17 protein-coding genes and 1 riboswitch are annotated in these 17,641 nt (G+C 66.8%); of the genes, 7 read left to right on the forward strand and 10 right to left on the reverse strand.

Annotated elements, in window-relative coordinates:
* The first annotated feature begins 34 nt into the window (after positions 1-34).
* Positions 35-189: riboswitch (cyclic di-AMP (ydaO/yuaA leader) on the forward strand.
* 14 nt (positions 190-203) lie between these two features.
* Entirely contained in the window at positions 204-935 is a 732-nt protein-coding gene (locus AB0C30_RS09905) for a CHAP domain-containing protein (RefSeq protein WP_357941594.1), read from the forward strand.
* 338 nt (positions 936-1,273) lie between these two features.
* Here the strand turns inward: AB0C30_RS09905 and AB0C30_RS09910 are convergent, their stop codons facing one another.
* The 5 genes from AB0C30_RS09910 to AB0C30_RS09930 all read right to left on the reverse strand — a co-directional run bounded on the left by AB0C30_RS09910 (position 1,274) and on the right by AB0C30_RS09930 (position 5,289).
* Positions 1,274-2,230 carry a M56 family metallopeptidase gene (locus tag AB0C30_RS09910; RefSeq protein ID WP_357941596.1) on the reverse strand — a complete coding sequence of 319 codons (957 nt, stop codon included), beginning with the start codon at positions 2,228-2,230 and terminating at the stop codon, positions 1,274-1,276.
* A complete protein-coding gene (locus AB0C30_RS09915; protein WP_357941598.1) occupies positions 2,227-2,598 on the reverse strand; it encodes a BlaI/MecI/CopY family transcriptional regulator in 372 nt (123 codons plus the stop codon). The genes AB0C30_RS09910 and AB0C30_RS09915 overlap by 4 nt, the downstream gene beginning before the upstream one ends.
* A gap of 149 nt (positions 2,599-2,747) precedes the next feature.
* Positions 2,748-3,692, reverse strand: coding sequence for a C40 family peptidase (locus AB0C30_RS09920; protein WP_357941600.1), 945 nt, complete (start codon positions 3,690-3,692; stop codon positions 2,748-2,750).
* Positions 3,693-4,217: 525 nt separating this feature from the next.
* Positions 4,218-4,877 (reverse strand): DUF305 domain-containing protein, encoded by a 660-nt coding sequence (locus AB0C30_RS09925; protein WP_357941602.1) that lies wholly within the window; start codon positions 4,875-4,877, stop codon positions 4,218-4,220.
* Between the two features lie 61 nt (positions 4,878-4,938).
* On the reverse strand, positions 4,939-5,289 hold the full coding sequence (locus AB0C30_RS09930) for a hypothetical protein (RefSeq protein ID WP_357941604.1): 351 nt from the start codon (positions 5,287-5,289) through the stop codon (positions 4,939-4,941).
* Positions 5,290-5,855: 566 nt separating this feature from the next.
* Between AB0C30_RS09930 and AB0C30_RS09935 the strand changes: the two genes are divergently transcribed.
* Positions 5,856-6,494, forward strand: a complete 639-nt coding sequence (locus AB0C30_RS09935) for a hypothetical protein (protein WP_357941606.1) — start codon at positions 5,856-5,858, stop codon at positions 6,492-6,494.
* 19 nt (positions 6,495-6,513) lie between these two features.
* Here AB0C30_RS09935 and AB0C30_RS09940 read toward each other — a convergent pair whose 3' ends face one another.
* Positions 6,514-6,945, reverse strand: a complete 432-nt coding sequence (locus tag AB0C30_RS09940) for a hypothetical protein (RefSeq protein ID WP_357941608.1) — start codon at positions 6,943-6,945, stop codon at positions 6,514-6,516.
* Between the two features lie 751 nt (positions 6,946-7,696).
* Here AB0C30_RS09940 and AB0C30_RS09945 point away from each other — a divergent pair.
* Both AB0C30_RS09945 and AB0C30_RS09950 read left to right on the forward strand, forming a co-directional pair.
* On the forward strand, positions 7,697-8,641 hold the full coding sequence (locus AB0C30_RS09945) for a C45 family peptidase (protein WP_357941610.1): 945 nt from the start codon (positions 7,697-7,699) through the stop codon (positions 8,639-8,641).
* Between the two features lie 49 nt (positions 8,642-8,690).
* A complete protein-coding gene (locus AB0C30_RS09950) occupies positions 8,691-9,116 on the forward strand; it encodes a hypothetical protein (protein WP_357941612.1) in 426 nt (141 codons plus the stop codon).
* A gap of 668 nt (positions 9,117-9,784) precedes the next feature.
* Here AB0C30_RS09950 and AB0C30_RS09955 read toward each other — a convergent pair.
* The gene (locus AB0C30_RS09955; protein ID WP_357941614.1) at positions 9,785-10,942 is read right to left on the reverse strand and encodes an ROK family protein; all 1,158 of its coding nucleotides are present in this window, start codon (positions 10,940-10,942) and stop codon (positions 9,785-9,787) included.
* Between the two features lie 442 nt (positions 10,943-11,384).
* Here AB0C30_RS09955 and AB0C30_RS09960 point away from each other — a divergent pair, with 442 nt between their 5' ends.
* A complete protein-coding gene (locus tag AB0C30_RS09960; RefSeq protein ID WP_357941616.1) occupies positions 11,385-12,146 on the forward strand; it encodes a DUF2637 domain-containing protein in 762 nt (253 codons plus the stop codon).
* Positions 12,147-12,351: 205 nt separating this feature from the next.
* Positions 12,352-13,041, forward strand: coding sequence for an alpha/beta hydrolase (locus AB0C30_RS09965; protein WP_357941618.1), 690 nt, complete (start codon positions 12,352-12,354; stop codon positions 13,039-13,041).
* 62 nt (positions 13,042-13,103) lie between these two features.
* Here AB0C30_RS09965 and AB0C30_RS09970 read toward each other — a convergent pair whose 3' ends face one another.
* Positions 13,104-14,573 carry a M20/M25/M40 family metallo-hydrolase gene (locus AB0C30_RS09970; protein WP_357941620.1) on the reverse strand — a complete coding sequence of 490 codons (1,470 nt, stop codon included), beginning with the start codon at positions 14,571-14,573 and terminating at the stop codon, positions 13,104-13,106.
* A gap of 259 nt (positions 14,574-14,832) precedes the next feature.
* On the opposite strand from AB0C30_RS09970, the gene AB0C30_RS09975 reads away from it, so the two are divergent.
* Positions 14,833-15,387 carry an RICIN domain-containing protein gene (locus AB0C30_RS09975; RefSeq protein WP_357941623.1) on the forward strand — a complete coding sequence of 185 codons (555 nt, stop codon included), beginning with the start codon at positions 14,833-14,835 and terminating at the stop codon, positions 15,385-15,387.
* Between the two features lie 84 nt (positions 15,388-15,471).
* On the opposite strand, the gene AB0C30_RS09980 is transcribed toward AB0C30_RS09975, so the two are convergent.
* Positions 15,472-16,440, reverse strand: a complete 969-nt coding sequence (locus tag AB0C30_RS09980) for a sugar-binding domain-containing protein (protein WP_357941625.1) — start codon at positions 16,438-16,440, stop codon at positions 15,472-15,474.
* A 113-nt stretch (positions 16,441-16,553) separates the two neighbouring features.
* A complete protein-coding gene (locus AB0C30_RS09985; protein ID WP_357941627.1) occupies positions 16,554-17,564 on the reverse strand; it encodes a D-ribose ABC transporter substrate-binding protein in 1,011 nt (336 codons plus the stop codon).
* Positions 17,565-17,641: the final 77 nt, after the last annotated feature.

Here is a 17,641-nt window from a genome sequence, read left to right on the forward strand (position 1 = left end):
GTACTTGCCGGTGACTTGCCTTCGCGGTGGAGGCGGCCGGCTGGTGCCGAGGCCCGCGCCGCGGGAACCGGGGAACCAGAGCCTGGAGCGATCCACGCATGGGGTGAATCCGCCACGGATGCGGCGGTAGGGCGTCATCTCCTGGCCCGAACCCGTCAGCTAACCCGGTAGGCCATAAGGAGAAAGGGTCAAACCCCGGACCTATGCCATCCATTGTGGACGGGCTGCTCGACGCTGCCCAGAAAAATCTCGGCTATCGCGAGAAAACCGACGGCTACAGCAAGTTCGGTAACTGGTACTACGCCAACGTGGACAACAGCGACCCCTACTTCAAGACCGCCCCATGGTGCGACATGTTCATTACCTGGGCCGCCAACCAGGCGGGCGTCGAGAAGTACGTGGGGGATTTCGCCTACACCGTCGACCACGCCAAGTGGTTCAAGGAGCAGGACGCCTGGAGTGACAAGCCGGAGCCCGGCGCCATCGTCTTTTACGACTGGAGCGGGTCACGCGATGTGGAGCGGATCGACCATGCGGGCATCGTCGAGAAGGTACAGGGAGACCAGATCTCCACGATCGAGGCCAACGTCGACAAGGTGTGGCTCAAGCGCAAGGACAGGGACCAGAGCAAGGTCGTCGGCTACGGCCTTCCCCGCAAGGTCAAGGAGAAGTTCGGGGAGGGTGAGACGTTCGTCCTGACGGGCGGCAACCCGCGGACGCCTCTGGTCCGGAAAGGGGTCGTGCAGGCGGCGGGGAAGGCGCAGGAGACCGATGTCGTCCTGCCGACGGCCTCCACGGAGAGCATCGCGGTGTCTGGGGTCGTGTTCGCGGGCGTGCTCTGCGTTGCCGTCGTGGTCAGGCAGGTGAGACGTCGAAGCTCTGCCAGAGGCAGGCAGCAGCGGTATGCCGGCCGTCACCGTTCGATCATGGCGTAGCGGTTCATGATCTGGCAGGGCGGAAGGCGACGGTGAAGTCCGGCCCGCCGTTCTTGGACCCATAGACCGTGCCGTCCTCGGTGGCGGCTACCAGTCGCTGCGGGTCGGGTGTCCGCCAGCGCAGCAACCTGCCGAAGCAACTGGGCTGCGCCATGTTGGAGGACGGCTTGGTGGAGGTCAACGAGTTCGGGCAGAGCTCGGTGAAGGGAGTCTTCGCGGCCGGCGACATGGCCAGGCGGGCGTCCATGCCGTTCCCCGGCTGGCCAGGTGATCATCGCCGCCGGTCAGGGCGTCACCGCGGCCGTCGTGATCGATCAGGAGTTGCTGTACGCCTGAGCTCAGAGCAGCGAGAGCGTGTGGCAATGATGCGCGATCAGCGCGCTCACCCCCGGAAACACCGCCAGAGCCGCCGGTCCTGCGAGGAACAAGGTGACGGCCACCGTGCCCACCAGCCGCTCGCGGCGGTGGAGCGGCGCGGCCGGATTGAGCATGCGGCGCACCCTGCTCAACGCGTTCTCGCCTGCAGCGCCCAGAGCGAACGCGGGCACCCGCCCGGTGGCCAGACCGACCAGAGCCGCGGCGAGGTGCAGGCGCGGATGCTGTCCCGCGGCCACATCGTCGGCCCGCAACTCCACCAGGCGGGCCACCTCCGCTTTGGCCGTTGCGAACAGCGGGAGAGCAGGAAATGCCTTGGCCAGGCCTTCAGCCAGGGCAAGGAGAAGATGGTGGCGTCCTCGGAGATGGGCTCGCTCGTGCGCCAGCACCGCGGCCACATGCTCGGGCGGCAGGGCGTGGAGCGCCGCCGTGGTGATCACGGCCTTGTTCGCCCTGCCGGGCAGGCAGTACGCGAGCGGCTTGTCGTACTCCAGGACCACCGCGTCCAACTCGCCGTCACGCCGGCCCAGCAGGCTCAGCATCTCCGAGTGCCGGGCACGCTCGCGCCGTGAGGTCAGCAGCACCCTGATCACGCAGAACACAGTCCGTGCGGTGATGAACCCGCTGACCAGGACGGCCAGCCGGAATCCGGCGGAGGCCACGTCGACGTCGGATCCGTGGCCGAGAAACTGCTTGCACACCTCGAACAGCCTGGCCAACCCGTGCCCGACCGCGTCGCCGGGGATCGCGGCACTCAGCGCGGCCATCACCGCCGAGAGGACCGCGGAGATGTCCGCGGCCAGCCACATGGAGATCGCCAATCGGGGGGCCCGCTCGGCCCAGGCGGCCTTGACGAGCAGTCGCGGCAACACCGTGGCGGCACCCACGGCGTAGACGACGAGGACCAGGGCGACCGTCATGATCGACGGGTGTGCGCCGGGAACACCTGAAGGGCGGATTCCAGCGCGGCAGCCTCCTCCGGGGTCAGCCGCTCAAGGAAGTGAACCAGCGTGGCCGCCTGGTTACCGCCGCTGGCCAGCGTCTCGCGCATCAGCTCGGCGGTGTAGGACTCCTTGGTGCCGACTGGCTTGTACACGTACGCCTTACCCACCGGCTCGCGCTTCAGCAGGCCCTTTTTGTAGAGCTTGTCCATCACGGTCATCACGGTGGTGTAGGCGATCTCGCGATCCTGTCGCAAATCCTTCAGCACGTCTCTCACCGCGGCGGGGCGGTGGTACGACCACATCCGGTCCATGATCACCGACTCCAGGTCGCCCAACGTCCGCATCTTCTTGTGGCCTCCTGCCGCGATTTGTTTTCATGCTACTTGGGATCGTTGATACGGGGCCACAGTGTGCAACCTTGTGGACAACGCACATAGCTCCACGTTGCCAGTACTTCCAGCGCCATTTCGACGTGCGGGGCTCGGCGGCGGCTTTATGGGCGGACTGCGCCGAGGAGGCGGTTGCGCCAGTAGTCGTCGAGCTCGACGACCTTGATCACGTCTCCGGTCTGCGGCGCGTGGACCATCTTCCCGTTGCCCGCGTACATGCCCATATGTCCCAGGCCCTTGCTGAACAGCAGGTCCCCAGGCTGGAGGGCGTCCAGCGAGACGCGACGACTGGCGCCCCAGGCCCACTGTGTGTACGTCGTGCGGGGAATGGCGACCCCGGCGGTACGCCAGGAGGCCTGGGTGAGGCTGGAGCAGTCGTAGGAGTTCGGCCCATTGGCGCCGTACCCATACGGCTTGCCCACTTGCGCGAACGCGAACTGCAGCGCGATGCGGGCGTTGCCCGAGGCCGGGCCGGTGTACTTGATTCCCGTGCTGTTGGGATTGCCCGACTTGAAGGCGCCGAGCTTGCGAAGGATCTTGGTCTGCTGGGCGATCAGCTTCTCGACCTCGGTCTTGTCGTCGTCCACCTTCTCGCGCGCCTTGTCGGCCTCGGCCAGGACATTCTTGGCCTCGTTGCGCCGGTCGCGCAGGTCCTTGATGCTGTCCTCGTACGCCCGTAGTTTGGCCGACCGCTCGGTGGCGATCTGGCCCAGTGCCGCCATGCTGCTCAGCGTCTCGCCCTGGCCGGCGTAGGTCTGCCAGTTCTCGAAGCCGCCGTACTGGTACTGGTTGACCGCCACCGTGACGAGATCCGCGCGCAGGGCGTCCGAGCGCACCGCCTTGCGGCCGAGGTCGGCGTTGGCCGCGTCGTACTTCTGCTTGGCCTTCTTGTACGCCTCGGTGGCCTGGTTGTACTGCTCGACCACCTTGTCGGCCCGCTCGTTCAGCTTCACCAGCTTGGCCCTGGCCTTGGCGGGTGACGGCGCGGCGGCGGCGGTGCCGGGGGCGGAGACTAATGTGACCAATGCCAGCGCTGTGGCCCCTGCCATCTGCCCAAGCCTTGTCGGCGCAGCCACTACGATGCCTCCTCGTAAACATCCAAGATCTGGGCGAATAGTACCGAAGTGAAGGGTTTTATTAGCCTGTTCGAGTCGATTGGCCTCGAGGGCGGGACGTACTACCCGGCATAGCGGAAGGCCGCCGCCCATGTATGGATACGCGCGCCATCTCCGGAGTGTTCAGGTGCTCAACTTGCCCTGCTGTCGGCGGGCTGTTCGTCCATCGCGGACACACATCACGGGCCACAACGGCGCCACCTGTAGCCACGTCGTCCACGTCCACGATCCCATCGCGCACGGCCGCCACCTCCGGTGGCTGTTCTGTGACGCTGCCGAGCGCTCCCCGGCCCTCTGGCCAGACGCTCGGTCCGTTCTTCGGAAGGGAAGGTTCTGGGAGGTCACTGGGCAGGTCAGCGGAGTGAAACTCAGCTTCGTGACCTCCGTGGTCAAAGCCGCTGGTTGAATCTGGCATGCCTCGGCCCCGTACGGCCGGGCGCCGTACGGGATCCGCCGCGGCTAGAGCGTCGGGAGCAGCTGCTTCAGCTCAGCGAGCTCGCTGCGCAGGCTCGTCTGGATGGTCTTGGCCATCGTCTTCGTCTTGGCGTTGCTGCCCCTGGCGATCTCGTTCTGGGTCACCTTGATGGCGCCCTGATGGTGGCTGATCATCATCTGGGTGAACATGCGGTCGAACATGCCACCCTTCATCTGCCGCATCTTGGCCATCTCGGCGGAGGACATCATGCCGGGCATCGACGTCATCATCGGGTCGTCGTCGGCCATGGGCTCCTTATCCCAGGCGGTGAGCCAGTTGTTGAGCTTGCTGAGCTGCGGCTGCGCCTCCATCTGCATCTTCATGGCGAGATCCTTGACCTTGGCGTTGGAGGCGTTGGTCTGGGCCCACTTGGCCATCCGCAGGGCCTCCTGGTGATGCGGGAGCATCATCTGGACGAACATCACGTCGCCATCGTTGAAGTCCGCCTTGGGCTTCGACGAGGACATGTCCATGCCGTCCATGTTCGTGACATCTGCGCTGGCCCCGTCGTTCGACGAGGCGGCCGGAGCGGCTCCCGCACCGGCGGCGGTGGTCGTGGGGGTGGATGAGCCGCAGGCGGTGAGCAGGGCGACGGCGCCGATTCCGGCGACGGTGAGCATGGTGATCCGGTGTGCGACGGTCATGGGGAATCTCTCCTTCGGAAATGGGGGATCGGATAGGACGGGTCGGATTGGAACGACCCTCCTAAATCCGCAGAACCGAAAGAAAAGCCAGATCGGCCGCCGGTGGCTCCCTCCCTCGCTGTACCAGCCTCCAGCCGCGACCATCACGGGCGTCACTGCGCCGCTCGCTCGGCAATGCCAGGGCCAGCAGAAAGGCGATCGCCGTGGTCAGTACGGCCACGCACATCGACGCGGGTCCGTGAGATGGGGCGCAGGCCACCCTGGCGCCATCGCCTGGAGAACCAGATGCGACAAGCTGCGAACTCGTGTGCCCCGACCGATCCTGGCATTCCAGAACGTGCCCGGCGACGATGCCGGAGGTGAGTGTGACGAGCAGCAGCCAGACCATCCAGCGTCGGCCCGTCCAGCTCATGTCACCTCCCGATCGGGAATCTTCCGCCTCACCCCGCGTCAGGCGCCGTCCCAATGCGGGCACCTCGCAGGCGTTAGAGGAGGCGGGTGTTATTGGGTACGCGGGCTGATGGCCTCGGGTTCACCGTCATCGGAATCTCGTCTCTGAGGGGTGAGCTTGTACGACGGATTGTCGTAGCAGGCTTGCCCTCTGGAAGACATGTCGAAGTTGCAATATGCATGTATCGATGAGACGACGCCCCTATCTCTCCCCAACTGCTGGGCCGTCGCGATGGCCGGACTGACATGACAGTGGCCGCCTGGCCCGCCGATCGCCGGAGCACCATGTCCGCTTCAGCCGCTGTGGCAGAGGGGAACGTACGGGCACCCGCCAGCCACAGCATCGGCTTGAACCTTGCGCCCGTCGCTCGCATGATGGGCGGTATGAGGTACAGGCCCCTGGCACTGATCCTCGCCGCCTTGCTCGTGACCACATCGTGCGGCCGGACCGACACCCCCACCGCTTCGGCGTCGCCTGCGGGATGGAATTCCGCGTTACCTGTCGCGACAGACAAAGGGCCTGTGGCCATGTGGCGCCTGGAGGGCGGCTTCCTCCCCCCGGGACTGCTCGCGATCCGTCCGCCACGGGTCGTCGTGTACGCCGACGGGTGGGCGATCGTGGATGCGGCCCGAACCCTGCGGCTTGCGAAGGCCGATCTGAACAAGCTGCTCGCGGCGCTTGATCGCGATCTGTCGGGCCAGCCGGCGACGGCCACGCCCCGGCCCGGCGCTCCCGTAGTGATGGACGCACCCACCACGGTGTTGGGCGTCCGTACGGCGGGAGGCAAGCGAGAGGTGAGGATCCCGGCCCTTGACGTGACGCGCGGCTCCTACGCGAAGGCCCTGTACGACGCACGCGATCGTTTCGACCGTCTCGCCCGGCGCATCACGGCCAAGGGCCAGAACTACGTGTCCAGACGCGTACGGCTGGTCGCGGAGCAGACGACATTGAGGGGTGGCAAGGCCCGACCCTGGCCGAGGGGGGTGCCTGAACCACGGGCCGCGGGCTCACCCGTTCGCACCCGCGACCTGTCCGGGAAGGCCGCCATGGCCGCCATCCGACTGATTCCGCGCGACGCGGACCAGCGTGGCGGGTGGCGGGTGTTCCGTGCTCGGTCGGGTGCCTCGCTCGCGGTCTCCTGGCGCTATCTGCTGCCCGACGAATGATCTCTAAACGCCGCCCGCGTCACAGCAGTTGTGCCTGCACGAAACCGGCCAGAAGTACGGCGAAGCCGCCGATCTCGCCGACGATCAGCGAGACCATGAACGCGGTTGTGCCGCGTACCGGATGGCACAACTGGTTGTCAGTGTCACGGCGCCAGCCGTGGTAAGCGTAGGTCCCGATTGCGGCTACGAAGAAGAAGATCACGATGCCCGCCGCAGCCAGGTTCACCCACGCCGACCAGCCGCTCAGGGCGACAAAGACTGCGAGCAGCAGCGTAGCGAACGAGTAGAGCAAGGCGGCTCGATGCGCGATGTCGACGTAGGGATGAGCCATGTGTTCGGCCGAGACGGCCATCTGGCGGTATTTCCACACGCCGAGCACTAACGCCAACAGAAAGATCAGTCCGGCCGCCAGGAGAACCAGCTTGGCTTCCGTGCTCAGCACCACCACCATTACCCTCGATTCTCGTTAACTCGAACAGATATGTACGACTTACGGTGGGGGGCGCAGCACCATAAGTCAAGGCGGGAGCTGGAGGGCGCCGAGCCAGAGAATGAGGACCGGAGCCGAGTCCGCCCAAGGCCCTTCTCCTTGAAACTGCGCAGCTCTCCTTGAAACTCCGCAGCCGAAGGCCGTTGCTGACCACGAACACGCTGGAGAACGCCATCGCCGCTCCTGCGATCAGGGCCGGGGGGAGATTCTCCAGCTCATCGTGGGTCATCGCCGCGCCGGCGGGGTCCGCCGGCGCGGCGAACAGGCTCGCGGAGGCGGCAACCCCCTCGATCTCCTCGATAACCCCTACGAGGATGGCGGGTCGGCGTAGCGTGACATGCGGGCTCTTCTCTCTGCAGGGGGTGGTTGACACCCTCCAGCGCGGCGAAGAGCCTCGCCGCTTGCGATCATGATGCCTGGCTGCCGGACCCCTTGCCGGGTCAAGGCGAAGGCTCCCGGCTCGCTCTCGCTCAGCCAGTCCCTCGTGGCGATCCGCTTCAGCCTCGACCGCTCGACATGTCGTTTCTCGCCCTTGACTCCCGGCTTCTCCAACGCGGGACATGATCGCCTACTTGGAATCGGCCACGCTCGCGTTCAGCGGCTTCATCAGATCCAGCGCCTGGCCGTCGCCGATGGCGGCCATCTGGTGAACACCAGCCCAATTAGCTAGGTTGCCCCCACCTCGTCCGATTCTCACAGGGGAGTGGCAGCCATGCGGCAACAGCACAAGACCTTCCAGGCGATCGAGGTCGGCGACGGCGGCGACGGGCGGTGGGCCGCCTACGCCCGGGCCCTGTGGCAGGACATGGAGCGCCTGCTGACCGAGGAGGGCCGGACTCCGGAGGGCGCGGACCGCGTTCGGGTGCTGTTCCGTGCGCACATGCCAGAACTGGTCCCGGTTCTGGACCGCCTGGCCGGCCAACTCGACCGGCCCGAGGCGGAAGTCTTCCTCACCCACGCGGCACTGCGGCCGTTCTCCCAGGCCTGCACCCAGATCGGCCAGAACGGCACTCTGCTGCGCAACTATGACCTACGGCCCGATCAATGCGAGGGGACCATCGTCTCCTCCTGCTTCCTGCGCCCCGTGATCGGGATGCAGGACCTGCTGTGGGGCTTACTCGACGGGATGAACGACGCCGGTCTCGCGGTCTCGCTCACCTGGGGCGGACGTTCCGTCTACGGACGCGGCTTCGCCATTCTCATCCTCGTGCGCTACTTGCTGGAGACGTGCGACACCGTCGATGAGGCGGTCGACAGGCTGCGGTCCCTGCCGGTCGCCGTCCCCCAGAACCTCACCCTTGTCGATCCCACCAAGGCGATGACGGTGTTCGTGGGACCGGATATGTCCCCGACGGTGGCACCGGACGCCTGCGCCGCCAATCACCAGCACCTGCCGGTAACCGACGAGCAGGAGCGGGCCATGCGGACGCAGGAACGGCTGCGAGCCATCCGCGCCGCGGGTACGGACGTGGCGGCAATGCTCAAGCCGCCGCTGTATCGATCCGTCGACGAGCAGGGGACGGTAACGCTCTACACCGCCCACTACCGGCCCGCCGAGGGCCTTGTGACGTACTACTGGCCCGGTGAGTCCTGGCAACAGTCCTTCGGCGACTTCACACCCGGAACCCGCACCGTGACCTTGGGCCGGGCCAGCTGAGAGGCTTTCCGGACTCCTGCTCACCCCTACACGAAGATCTTGCAAGAACGTGATTTCACCCGCCGCCGCCAGCCGCGCCCGCCGCAAGGTCCACGCCACGGACCGGCCGGCGTGCCCCGGCCGCGAGCGCCAGCAGGTCGTCCAGGCATTCCGTGCTGCCGCAGTCAGTGGCGACTTCGAAGCGCTGCTGCGGGTCCTCGATCCGAACGTGAAGCTGACAGTTGACACCCCCGACGGCATGGTCGTCACCCTCGGCGCCACCGAGGTCGCCGCCGGTGCCCGCGTGTTCTCCGGTGAGGTCGCCCGCCAACGACCCGTGCTGGTCAACGGCATCTCGGGGCACATGTCTTGGCGCTCGGACGGAACGCCGCTGTCGGTCATCGCTTTCACCGTCGCCGAAGGCCGGATCACTGGCATCCACATCGTGGTCGACCCGGCCAAACTCGCCTCGATCCAGCTGCCCGCCCCGGCCTGAGCCGGTGTCGTCCCCGTTGCCGATAATCGCGTAGGCCAGAGTAGGCGACGCCTGGGCTGAAGCGGTGCGCATGCCCGCCTGGCTCTCGCTCCCGTTGCCACTCGAAGGTGACCCGCTCATAGCCATGGAGAAGCTCGTTCTCGCCAACTACTTCGGCCAACCCGCCCCCGTTCCGGTCACGACCTGGCGGCCAGGCGGTGCAGGATCGAGTGCGGCAGCCTCTGTGCCAAGCAGATATTGCGGCTCGGGCAGTCGCGCTGCGCGGTGTTCCGCCCCATCCTGTGAAGGAGCAGCCGTCTGATGCAGCTCAACTCGTCCATCGTCGTCCCGCAGGACATCCGGCAGGTGTGGCGCTTCCTCGGTGATCCGCTGACCGCGCCCCGCTGGGACCGCAGTATCGCGGAGGTGGTCCCGCTGTCGACCGCGCCGGTCGGCCTGGGATATGAGGCGATGACCATCGCGCCGTATCCTCCACCGCATCGACCTGGATCTACGCAGTCCGCTGCTCGTTCCGGTGTTACGGCTGACGACCCGGAAGGCCCTTGGTACCGACATGGAATATTTGCGGGGGGCGCTGGCCAGGGACACTCACGACTGAGAGGCAACCCTTTCGGGAGGCATCACGCTCTGCATTCACGGAGCCTCTCGTCCGGGGTAGAGCGGAGACACTAAGCAAGGCCTGTAGCCTGCGATTTCATGTTGGCGTCAGCCTGGCGACGATACCCCCTGCTGACGACCTCAACCGGATTGTCCAGCAGCTCGGCGAACCCCAGCTCAGCGCCGCCGACAAGGGTGGTGTCATCTCCCAGCGCTGCGATCCGCAGTTTCACTCGTTCGCGTGAAACTGGCAGTACGTTGGCGGCGATACGACTCTGCACCTGTGCTGAGGCCCCTCGGTAAATATCGCGCAGTATCCCGCCGAAGACCACGACACCCGGGTTGAACAGGTTGATCAGATTGGCAACCCCGACACCCAGCCAATCTCCCACATGGGTCAGCGCCGCCTTGGCGGATTCGTCGCCTCGCTCAGCGGCATGTACCACGGACGCCACCGCGTCCCGCCCGATCAACCCAGGGGGCCAGTTGGCCGCACTGAGCAGTGCGTCCTCCCCGACCTCCGCTTCCAGGCAGCCGCGCGAACCGCACCCGCACGGCCGCCCGTCGTGTGCGTTCACGATCATGTGACCGGCTTCGGCGGCGTAGCCGTCATTGCCGTCCAGGCGCTTGCCGTCGACGATGATGCCGCCGCCCACGCCAACATCGCCGTGCAGATAGATGAGATTCCGGAATCCGATCCCAGCGCCCCTCTGGTTCTCCGCGACTGCGCCCAGGTGAGCTTCGTTGCCAACTCGCACAGGCAGGCCCAGGGCCAAACGGCGCTCGAGTTCCGGCCCGAATGCCTGATCTACCCAGCCGGTGTTGGGGCCGAATCGCACGGTGCCGTCCGCCGGCCGGATCATGCCGCAGAACGACGCGCCAATGCCGACGCACACGGCATCGCTTGGGACGTCGCGGAGCAGTTGGCGGGCGAACTCGGCGAGAGTTCCAACGACATCGTCCAGGTCGGGGTACTTGCGTTGGCGTACGGCCTCACGGCGATCGAGTATCACGCCGCCCAGGCCCACTCGCGCGGCCAGCAGGCGGTCCACTGCCACGTCAAAGGCGAGCACGAATACGCGATCAGTGTTTGGGCTGACCACCAGGGACGGTCTGCCCGCTCTGTGGGTGTCCTGGGGAAGCTTTTCTTCGACCATGCCCAGGGCGGCAAGTTCGGCGGTCAGCCCCATGATCGTGGTGCGGTTCAGCCCCAACTTCTCCCCGAGCACAGCACGCGAAGTCGGGCCATTCAGGTGGAGATGGCGTAGTAACGCCCCTAGGTTCCTCCGGCGGGTCTCCTCATTAGGCGCCCCGGGCTTTGTGATCTTCATGAACCGAGTCTCCCGGCTGCTTCAATCCATTTCCACTGCATCGGGGTCCACGGGAGATCCCGTCCCTCCGTGAGGGCGGCGGCCGCGACCAGTGCGACGATCGCTCGGTTGAACACGCGCCCAGGTGGGGTTCGAGGCACGCGCCAATCTTCGACCGTGTCGGCTGGCATGTCCACCGAGGTTCGACCCCAGCAGATCGGCTGTCGCCCTCATCCACGCCGCCTGCCTGAGGCAGAAGTGACGGATGGGCACATAGTGATACATCGGGCATGGCACCATTTCTGGTGTGAATAGGGTCAAGCAGGTGCCTCGGGGCGGGGATCGGCTGATCCGTGTGTCCATGACGGTTGTGGTGTTGGCGGTCGCGGCGGTGGCCGCGTGGGTGTCGTACTGGCATGCGGTGGCGGTGATCGAGAAGTACGGCGCCGAGGACGAGATGTCGGCGCATCTGGTCCCGGCGACCGTGGACGGCATGATCTACGCCTCCTCGATGGTGCTGCTGTGGTGTGCCCGCTACCGGCTGAAGGTGCCGTCGCTGGCTCGCTGGGCGTTGGCGCTGGGAGTCGCCGCGACGCTGGCGGCGAACATCTTGCACGGGATTGAGCGGGGACCCCTGGCCGCGGCGCTGGCCGCGTGGCCGGCGATCGCGCTGGTGATCTCCTACGAGCTGATCATGTGGGTGGTTCGCTCGGGTCGCGAACTTGCCGATCGCGCGTACGACGTGGGGCAGCCCGAGCGAGTGCTCGCCGAGCCCGCACCCCCGAGCGCCCCGAGCGGTCACTCAGACCAGGCGCCGCGGGTGCCGCAGCCCGGCCCAGTGGTGAACGTCACGCCGCAGATCGACCCGGGCGAGCCGATGCAAGAAACAGGCGAGCGCCGGTCAGCGCCCGCCGAGCCCGAACCGGCTGCCACACGGGCAGACCAAGACGCATCGGCGGGCGAAACCCGCGCGGACAGCGACCGGCGAGCGCGGGTGGCGGCCTTGCTCGCTCAGGATCCCAACATGACCGGCGCCGCGCTCGCCCGTACGCTCGGGGTGCACGAGACCACCGGCCGCAAATACCGCCGCGAAGCACTCAACGGCAACGGTCGTTCCGCATAACGCCAAACCGGGGCGTGCCTTCAGCCGGGTCAGTGCTGCGGGCGCTGGTTCCACTCGCCGTTCACAAACTAGGAAGTACGCACTCCTACGCTTCGGACGTGAGTGACGAGGCGATGCAACCGACCGGGCTTGACGTCAGAGCGCACGGGTGGCTGTTGACCCCCAGTCACGTCTGCATCCCACCGCTACGCGAGGAGAAGGCGTCATGAGCTCCACTGCGGTCAACGTCGTGCTCGTGCACGGCGCGTTCGTCGACGGGTCGGGCTGGCAGGGTGTCTACAACCTGCTCAAACAGGATGGCTACCGGGTCAGCGTCGTCCAGAACTCCACGGTGACGCTGGAGGGGGACGCCGAGGTCACGCGGCGGGTGCTGGATCTCCAGGACGGTCCCACCGTGCTCGTCGGGCACTCCTACGGTGGCTCGGTCATCACCGAGGCCGGTACTCATCCGCGGGTGTCGGCGCTCGTCTACGTCGCCGCGTTCGCGCCCGACAAGGGCGAGAGCGTGGAGTCGCTGCTCGCCGATTCGCCGCCGGGTACGCCGGCGCCGCCGATCGTGCCCCTGGAGGGTGGGTTCCTCGCTATTGAGCGGGACAAGTTCCACGGCGCGTTCGCGGGCGATCTGCCGGCGGAGTTGGCGGCGTTCATGGCCGATTCGCAGGTGCCGTGGGGCGTTGGCGCGGCCGGCGCCGCGGTTACCGAACCCGCCTGGCGCACCAAGCCGGCCTGGTACCTGGTCGCCACCGGTGATCAGACGATCCCGCCGGCCGCGCAGCGGGCGATGTCCGCGCGGGCGGGTGCCACTGTGGTCGAAGCCGAGGGCAGCCACGCTATCTACATCTCCCAGCCGGAGGCCGTCGTCGCGCTGATCAAGCAGGCGGCCGCCGGCGGCTGAGCGAACGATCCATAGGAACGGCCATGGCAGCCCGGCGGTAAGCCCCCGGGCTGCCCCCGGCATCAGCTGGCAGAGGTGTGGCCCTCGCTGGTCTTGTCGGCCGTCTGGCTGCCAGGTGTCTGTACGTTGTCGCGCTTCACCGTCGGCACGCTGTTGGCGAACGTCTCAGTCGCGTACGCCGCGCCGTCCGCGAGCTCGTTCAGGAGGGACGTGTTGACGTTGTTGTAGGTGTCGCAGGCCTTGTGGTAGCAGGGGTCATAGGCCACCCCGGCCGTGCCGCCGAAGACAGCGGCCTCCTCAGCCGTCTTGACGGTGTCGGTGCCGGACCGTACGCCGCCCGCCGGGATGCCCGCGTCCATGAACGACTGGTAGTCGGAGGTACCGGTGAACGCGTCCTGCTTGAGCGGGAGCTTGCGCCCGGCGTAGTAGTCGGTGAAGGTCTTCTCGATCGCGGCCGAGCCGGCCGGCGGCTTGGAGCTGTTGGTGCCGAGTGAGTCGTCACCGTCCAGGACACCGCGGACTCCGTTGGGGGAGCCGATCATGTCGAGGTTCAGGTAGAGCGCGATCTTCGCCTTCTCTTCGGCGCTGAGGTTCGCCACGTAGTACTTGGAGCCGAGGTCGCCGCCTTCCTCGGCGCCCCAGAAGGTGAAGCGGACCCGGTTGTTGACCCGGCCGCGAATCTCGCCGATCTTCTGGGCGATGGTGAGGACCGTCCCCGCGCCGCTGCCGTTGTCGTTGATGCCGGGGCCCGCGGCCACGCTGTCGAGGTGGGCGCCGACGGTGACCACGCGGTCAGGGTTGCCGTATGCGGTCTCGGCCACGATGTTGGAGGTCGTGCGCTGTTCGCTGATGGTGTCGGTCTTGATGTGGAGTTTCAGGTCGCCCGCCTTGGCCGCCTGAACCAGTTCGACGCCCAGCTTGTTGGTGAAGCCGATCAGCGGGATGGTGAACGGGCGCAGCGCCGTACCCTCCACTGGCGCATCGGGGACATCAGGCCGCTGATAGTAGGCGACCGCGCTCGCGCCGGCCTTCTGGGCGTTGTCCGTCTTGACCTCGAAGGTACAGCCGCCCCGGCGGATGAGCGCGATGCTGCCGGTGGTGAAACCGGCGAAGTCGTCAGCCTCGCAGCCGCTGCCCAATCCGGCCGCGTCGGGATCCACGGCCACCGCGGCTGCCGTCACGTCGCCGGCGCCCGAGTAGTCGAGGGTGCGGTAGTCGGTGCCATGGGTGTAAGAGGTCGGGGACGGAGCGGTCTGCGCGAAGACCGAGGGTGTGACCTCTTTATAGAAGGGAAAAGCGAAGCGCTGGATCGTGGGTTTGTAACCGGCCAGCGTGAGTTTGGCCACAATGTAATTCGCTGACTTCTCGAATCCGACCTCGCCCGAAGCCCGGTTGCCGCCGTTGTTGTTGGCGATCGTCTGGAATGCCAACTGGTGCGTCCGGATGTCCTTGAGTTGGACCAGGTCAGCGAGGCTCGGGGTGCCGGCGTTGGCGGACGGTGTCGCGCCGAGAGTTGCCGCTAGGCCGATCAAAGTGCCAATAGCGATTTTGCGCACGTGTGCCCTCTCAAGTTCATGACTGACTTCGCGAATCGGAGTCAAGAGATCCGCGCAGATCCAAGATCATAGCCATGGTTTCTGTGGGATAGAGGGCTTACGTGATAAATGCGGCGATACTCCAGGCTTGCGGCTCTTTATGGCCGATGTCCGATCGCCCCTAGCGCACCACCCCGGTGGAACGGCCGTGGAACGCCCTAGAGAGGAGAACCGTCACCGTTCGAAAGGAGACCACATGCGCCACCAGACTGGCTTCCAGCGCCGCGTGTTAACCGTCCTGGTCATGTTCGCCATGGCTCTCGGGCTCCCGGCCGCCGCCCAGGCGAGCGCTCTTTCCTCGACCGCCTTGCGCAGCAACGCCGCCGGCACCGCCAAGTGCATCGGCCTGGCGAACAACGGCAGCACCGCCAACGGCACCCCGCTCGTGATCTGGGACTGTCATTTCCACCCCGACCAGATCTGGCAGGGCAACAACGACCGCTCCATCCGTACGCTCGCCGGCAGCGGCAAGTGTGTGGGGCTGGCGAACAACGGGAGCACCGCCAATGGCACTCCGCTGGTGATCTGGGACTGCCATCTTCACCCGGATCAGCAATGGAGGTTCGCGGCCCTGGGCGCCAACATCTACTCCATCCGCAGCTTCGCTGCCAGCACCGCCAAGTGTGTCGGTCTGGCCAACAACGGCAGCACCGCCAATGGCACCCCGCTCGTGATCTGGGACTGCCACCTCCACCCCGACCAGCAATGGGGGCTGCCTGCCTCTCCCGCGGCCTTCGGATTCGCTTCCTGATCCACTTCTTCGCAGCCGGAAGCGCTCAGGACCGCCCCTAGTGGGAGGTCCTGGGCGCTACCGGCTGACAGAAGAACACGTGCTCTACGCGCGGCCCAGCAGGGCCCGGGCCACGTCGACGTCCGTGATGAGGATGTTGATCCAGCGCCCGCGTACCGCTCCTCGGATCGCGGCGAGCTTGGCCGCGCCGCCCGCGACCCCGATGCGGCGCTCCACCGCGCGCAGCTGGTCGGGGGCGATGCCGATGATGCGGTCGTCGAAGTCGGCTTCGACGGCTCGTCCGTCGGCGTCGAAGTAGCGGGTGCAGACGTCGCCCACGGCGCCGAGCTCCTGGAGCTGGCGCTGGTCCTCGGGGGCGATGGCGTTGCCGGAGCGGCGGAGCAGTGGGGAGGGTTCGAGGGTGCCGATGCCGAGGAGGGCCAGCGTGAGGCGCGACCATGACTTCATGACCTCGGCGACGGCGGGCTCCTTCGACAGCATGTCGCGGAGTTCGCGGCTGTGGACGAGCGCGGCCGACGGCGCGAAGACGGGCCGTGCGCCGGTCAGCTCGGCGAGGCGGCTGGTGAGGCGGGTCGCGTGCAGTTGCACTTCGGGGCTGCCCGAGCCGCCGACTATCTGGACGACCTCTTCGGCGACGGGGGTCGTCTTGGCCCGCATGACGTTGATCGCCTCCAGGAGCGTCGCGCTCCAGGAGGAGATGCCGATGACGTCGCCGCCTTTGAGCGTGGCGTCGAGGTAGGTGGCCGTCGCGGCGGCGAGCGCCGGGATGACGTCAGGCCCCACGCCCTCGGTCTCGACGACGACGGCGTCGCGCAGCCCGTACTGCTCGACGAGGGCTTCCTCGAGCTCGGCGTGCACGCCGTCGGGGGAGACGACCACGGTGCGTACGACAGCGCGGTCGGCGGCCTCTTTGAGGAGGCGCGAGACGCGCGGCTGCGACATGTTGAGATGGGCGGCGATCTCTGGCTGGCGTAGCCCGCGCTCGTGGTACATGCGGGCCACCTTGACCAGTAGCCGCATGTGGTCGGGGCTGGGAGTCGAAGCGATCACCACGTGAGTTCCCCGTCCTTTCTCGCTCCGGTGAGCGCGTCGCCCGGAGCGTCCGGTCTGCATGCTAGACGTTGGAGTGGCTAGAGGCGATGCCGTCGCCCCTAGCCTCCGGCGCCTCAGAGTTTCGCGAAGACGCCGTACTGGTCGGCGTTGTCCTTCGTGATGATCTCGCAGTCGATCGACTGCTTCTCCGGCTGCCCGGTCGCACCGGTCTTGACGAACTTGTCGGCCTGCTCGACCGCGGTCGTGGCGCCGAGCGCGGCCGGCTGCAGGGACGTCGCGAGCATGGTTCCGGCCTTGATCTGCGCGATGGCGTCCGGGCTGCCGTCGAAGCCGACGACGATGACGCCGGTCTTCTTGGCGGCCTTCAACGCCGCCACGGCGCCGAGCGCCATCGTGTCGTTGCCGGCGATCACGCCTTGGATGTCCGGGTTGCGCTGGAGGATGGTCTCCATCTTGCTGAAAGCCTCCTGCTGGTCCCAGTTCGCGGTCTGCTGGGCGACCCGCTTCAGGTCCGGGTACTGCGAGATGACGTCGCCGAAGCCCTTGGAACGCACGCCGGCGTTGGTGTCGGATTCCTTGCCGGTCAGCTCGACGTAGTTGCCCTTCTCCTTCATACCCTTCACGAACTCCTGGGCGGCGAGCTGGGCTCCCTGGGCGTTGTTGGAGACGATCTGGGCCTTGGCGATGCCGGTCTGGTTGATCTCCCGGTCGATCAGGAAGACCGGGATCCCGGCGGTCGTGGCCTTCTGCACGGGGCCGATGGAGGCGTCGGCGCCGGCGTTGTCGAGGATGATCGCCGCGGCCTTGCGCGAGATGGCCGAGTCGATCAGCTCGCTCTGCTTGTTCGGGTCGTCGTCGTGGGAGTCCACCGAGGTCTGGTAGCCGAGCGACTCGGCCTTCTTCTTGGCCGCGTCCGCCTCGGCCTTGAAGAACGGGTTGTCCGGCGAGGGGGTGATGATCGCGATCAGGTTGCTCTTGGGCGCGGAGGCGCTCGACGACGAGGAGGCGCTCGACGACGTCGAGGCCGCGGGTTCGCCGGATGATCCGCATGCGGTCAGCGTCAGCAGCCCTGTGGTCAGGGCCGCCGCGGCCTGGACGACCAGGCGACGGCTGGGGTGGGACATGGTTTACCTCCTGGAAGACGCGCCGGCGTGGACGCGGGATGGGGGATGGGACCGGTTCTGAAACCGTTCCGGTCTGG

Origin of the sequence: Nonomuraea sp. NPDC048901, assembly GCF_040649695.1 — a bacterium.
In the GTDB taxonomy this organism is placed as follows: domain Bacteria; phylum Actinomycetota; class Actinomycetes; order Streptosporangiales; family Streptosporangiaceae; genus Nonomuraea.

Coding starts and splice junctions, on each gene's coding strand:
- AB0C30_RS09905 (WP_357941594.1), top strand. CDS start 204: ATGCCATCCATTGTGGACGGGCTGCTCGACGCTGCCCAGAAAAATCTC.
- AB0C30_RS09910 (WP_357941596.1), bottom strand. CDS start 2,230: ATGACGGTCGCCCTGGTCCTCGTCGTCTACGCCGTGGGTGCCGCCACG.
- AB0C30_RS09915 (WP_357941598.1), bottom strand. CDS start 2,598: ATGCGGACGTTGGGCGACCTGGAGTCGGTGATCATGGACCGGATGTGG.
- AB0C30_RS09920 (WP_357941600.1), bottom strand. CDS start 3,692: ATGGCAGGGGCCACAGCGCTGGCATTGGTCACATTAGTCTCCGCCCCC.
- AB0C30_RS09925 (WP_357941602.1), bottom strand. CDS start 4,877: ATGACCGTCGCACACCGGATCACCATGCTCACCGTCGCCGGAATCGGC.
- AB0C30_RS09930 (WP_357941604.1), bottom strand. CDS start 5,289: ATGAGCTGGACGGGCCGACGCTGGATGGTCTGGCTGCTGCTCGTCACA.
- AB0C30_RS09935 (WP_357941606.1), top strand. CDS start 5,856: ATGTGGCGCCTGGAGGGCGGCTTCCTCCCCCCGGGACTGCTCGCGATC.
- AB0C30_RS09940 (WP_357941608.1), bottom strand. CDS start 6,945: ATGGTGGTGGTGCTGAGCACGGAAGCCAAGCTGGTTCTCCTGGCGGCC.
- AB0C30_RS09945 (WP_357941610.1), top strand. CDS start 7,697: ATGCGGCAACAGCACAAGACCTTCCAGGCGATCGAGGTCGGCGACGGC.
- AB0C30_RS09960 (WP_357941616.1), top strand. CDS start 11,385: ATGACGGTTGTGGTGTTGGCGGTCGCGGCGGTGGCCGCGTGGGTGTCG.
- AB0C30_RS09965 (WP_357941618.1), top strand. CDS start 12,352: ATGAGCTCCACTGCGGTCAACGTCGTGCTCGTGCACGGCGCGTTCGTC.
- AB0C30_RS09975 (WP_357941623.1), top strand. CDS start 14,833: ATGCGCCACCAGACTGGCTTCCAGCGCCGCGTGTTAACCGTCCTGGTC.
- AB0C30_RS09985 (WP_357941627.1), bottom strand. CDS start 17,564: ATGTCCCACCCCAGCCGTCGCCTGGTCGTCCAGGCCGCGGCGGCCCTG.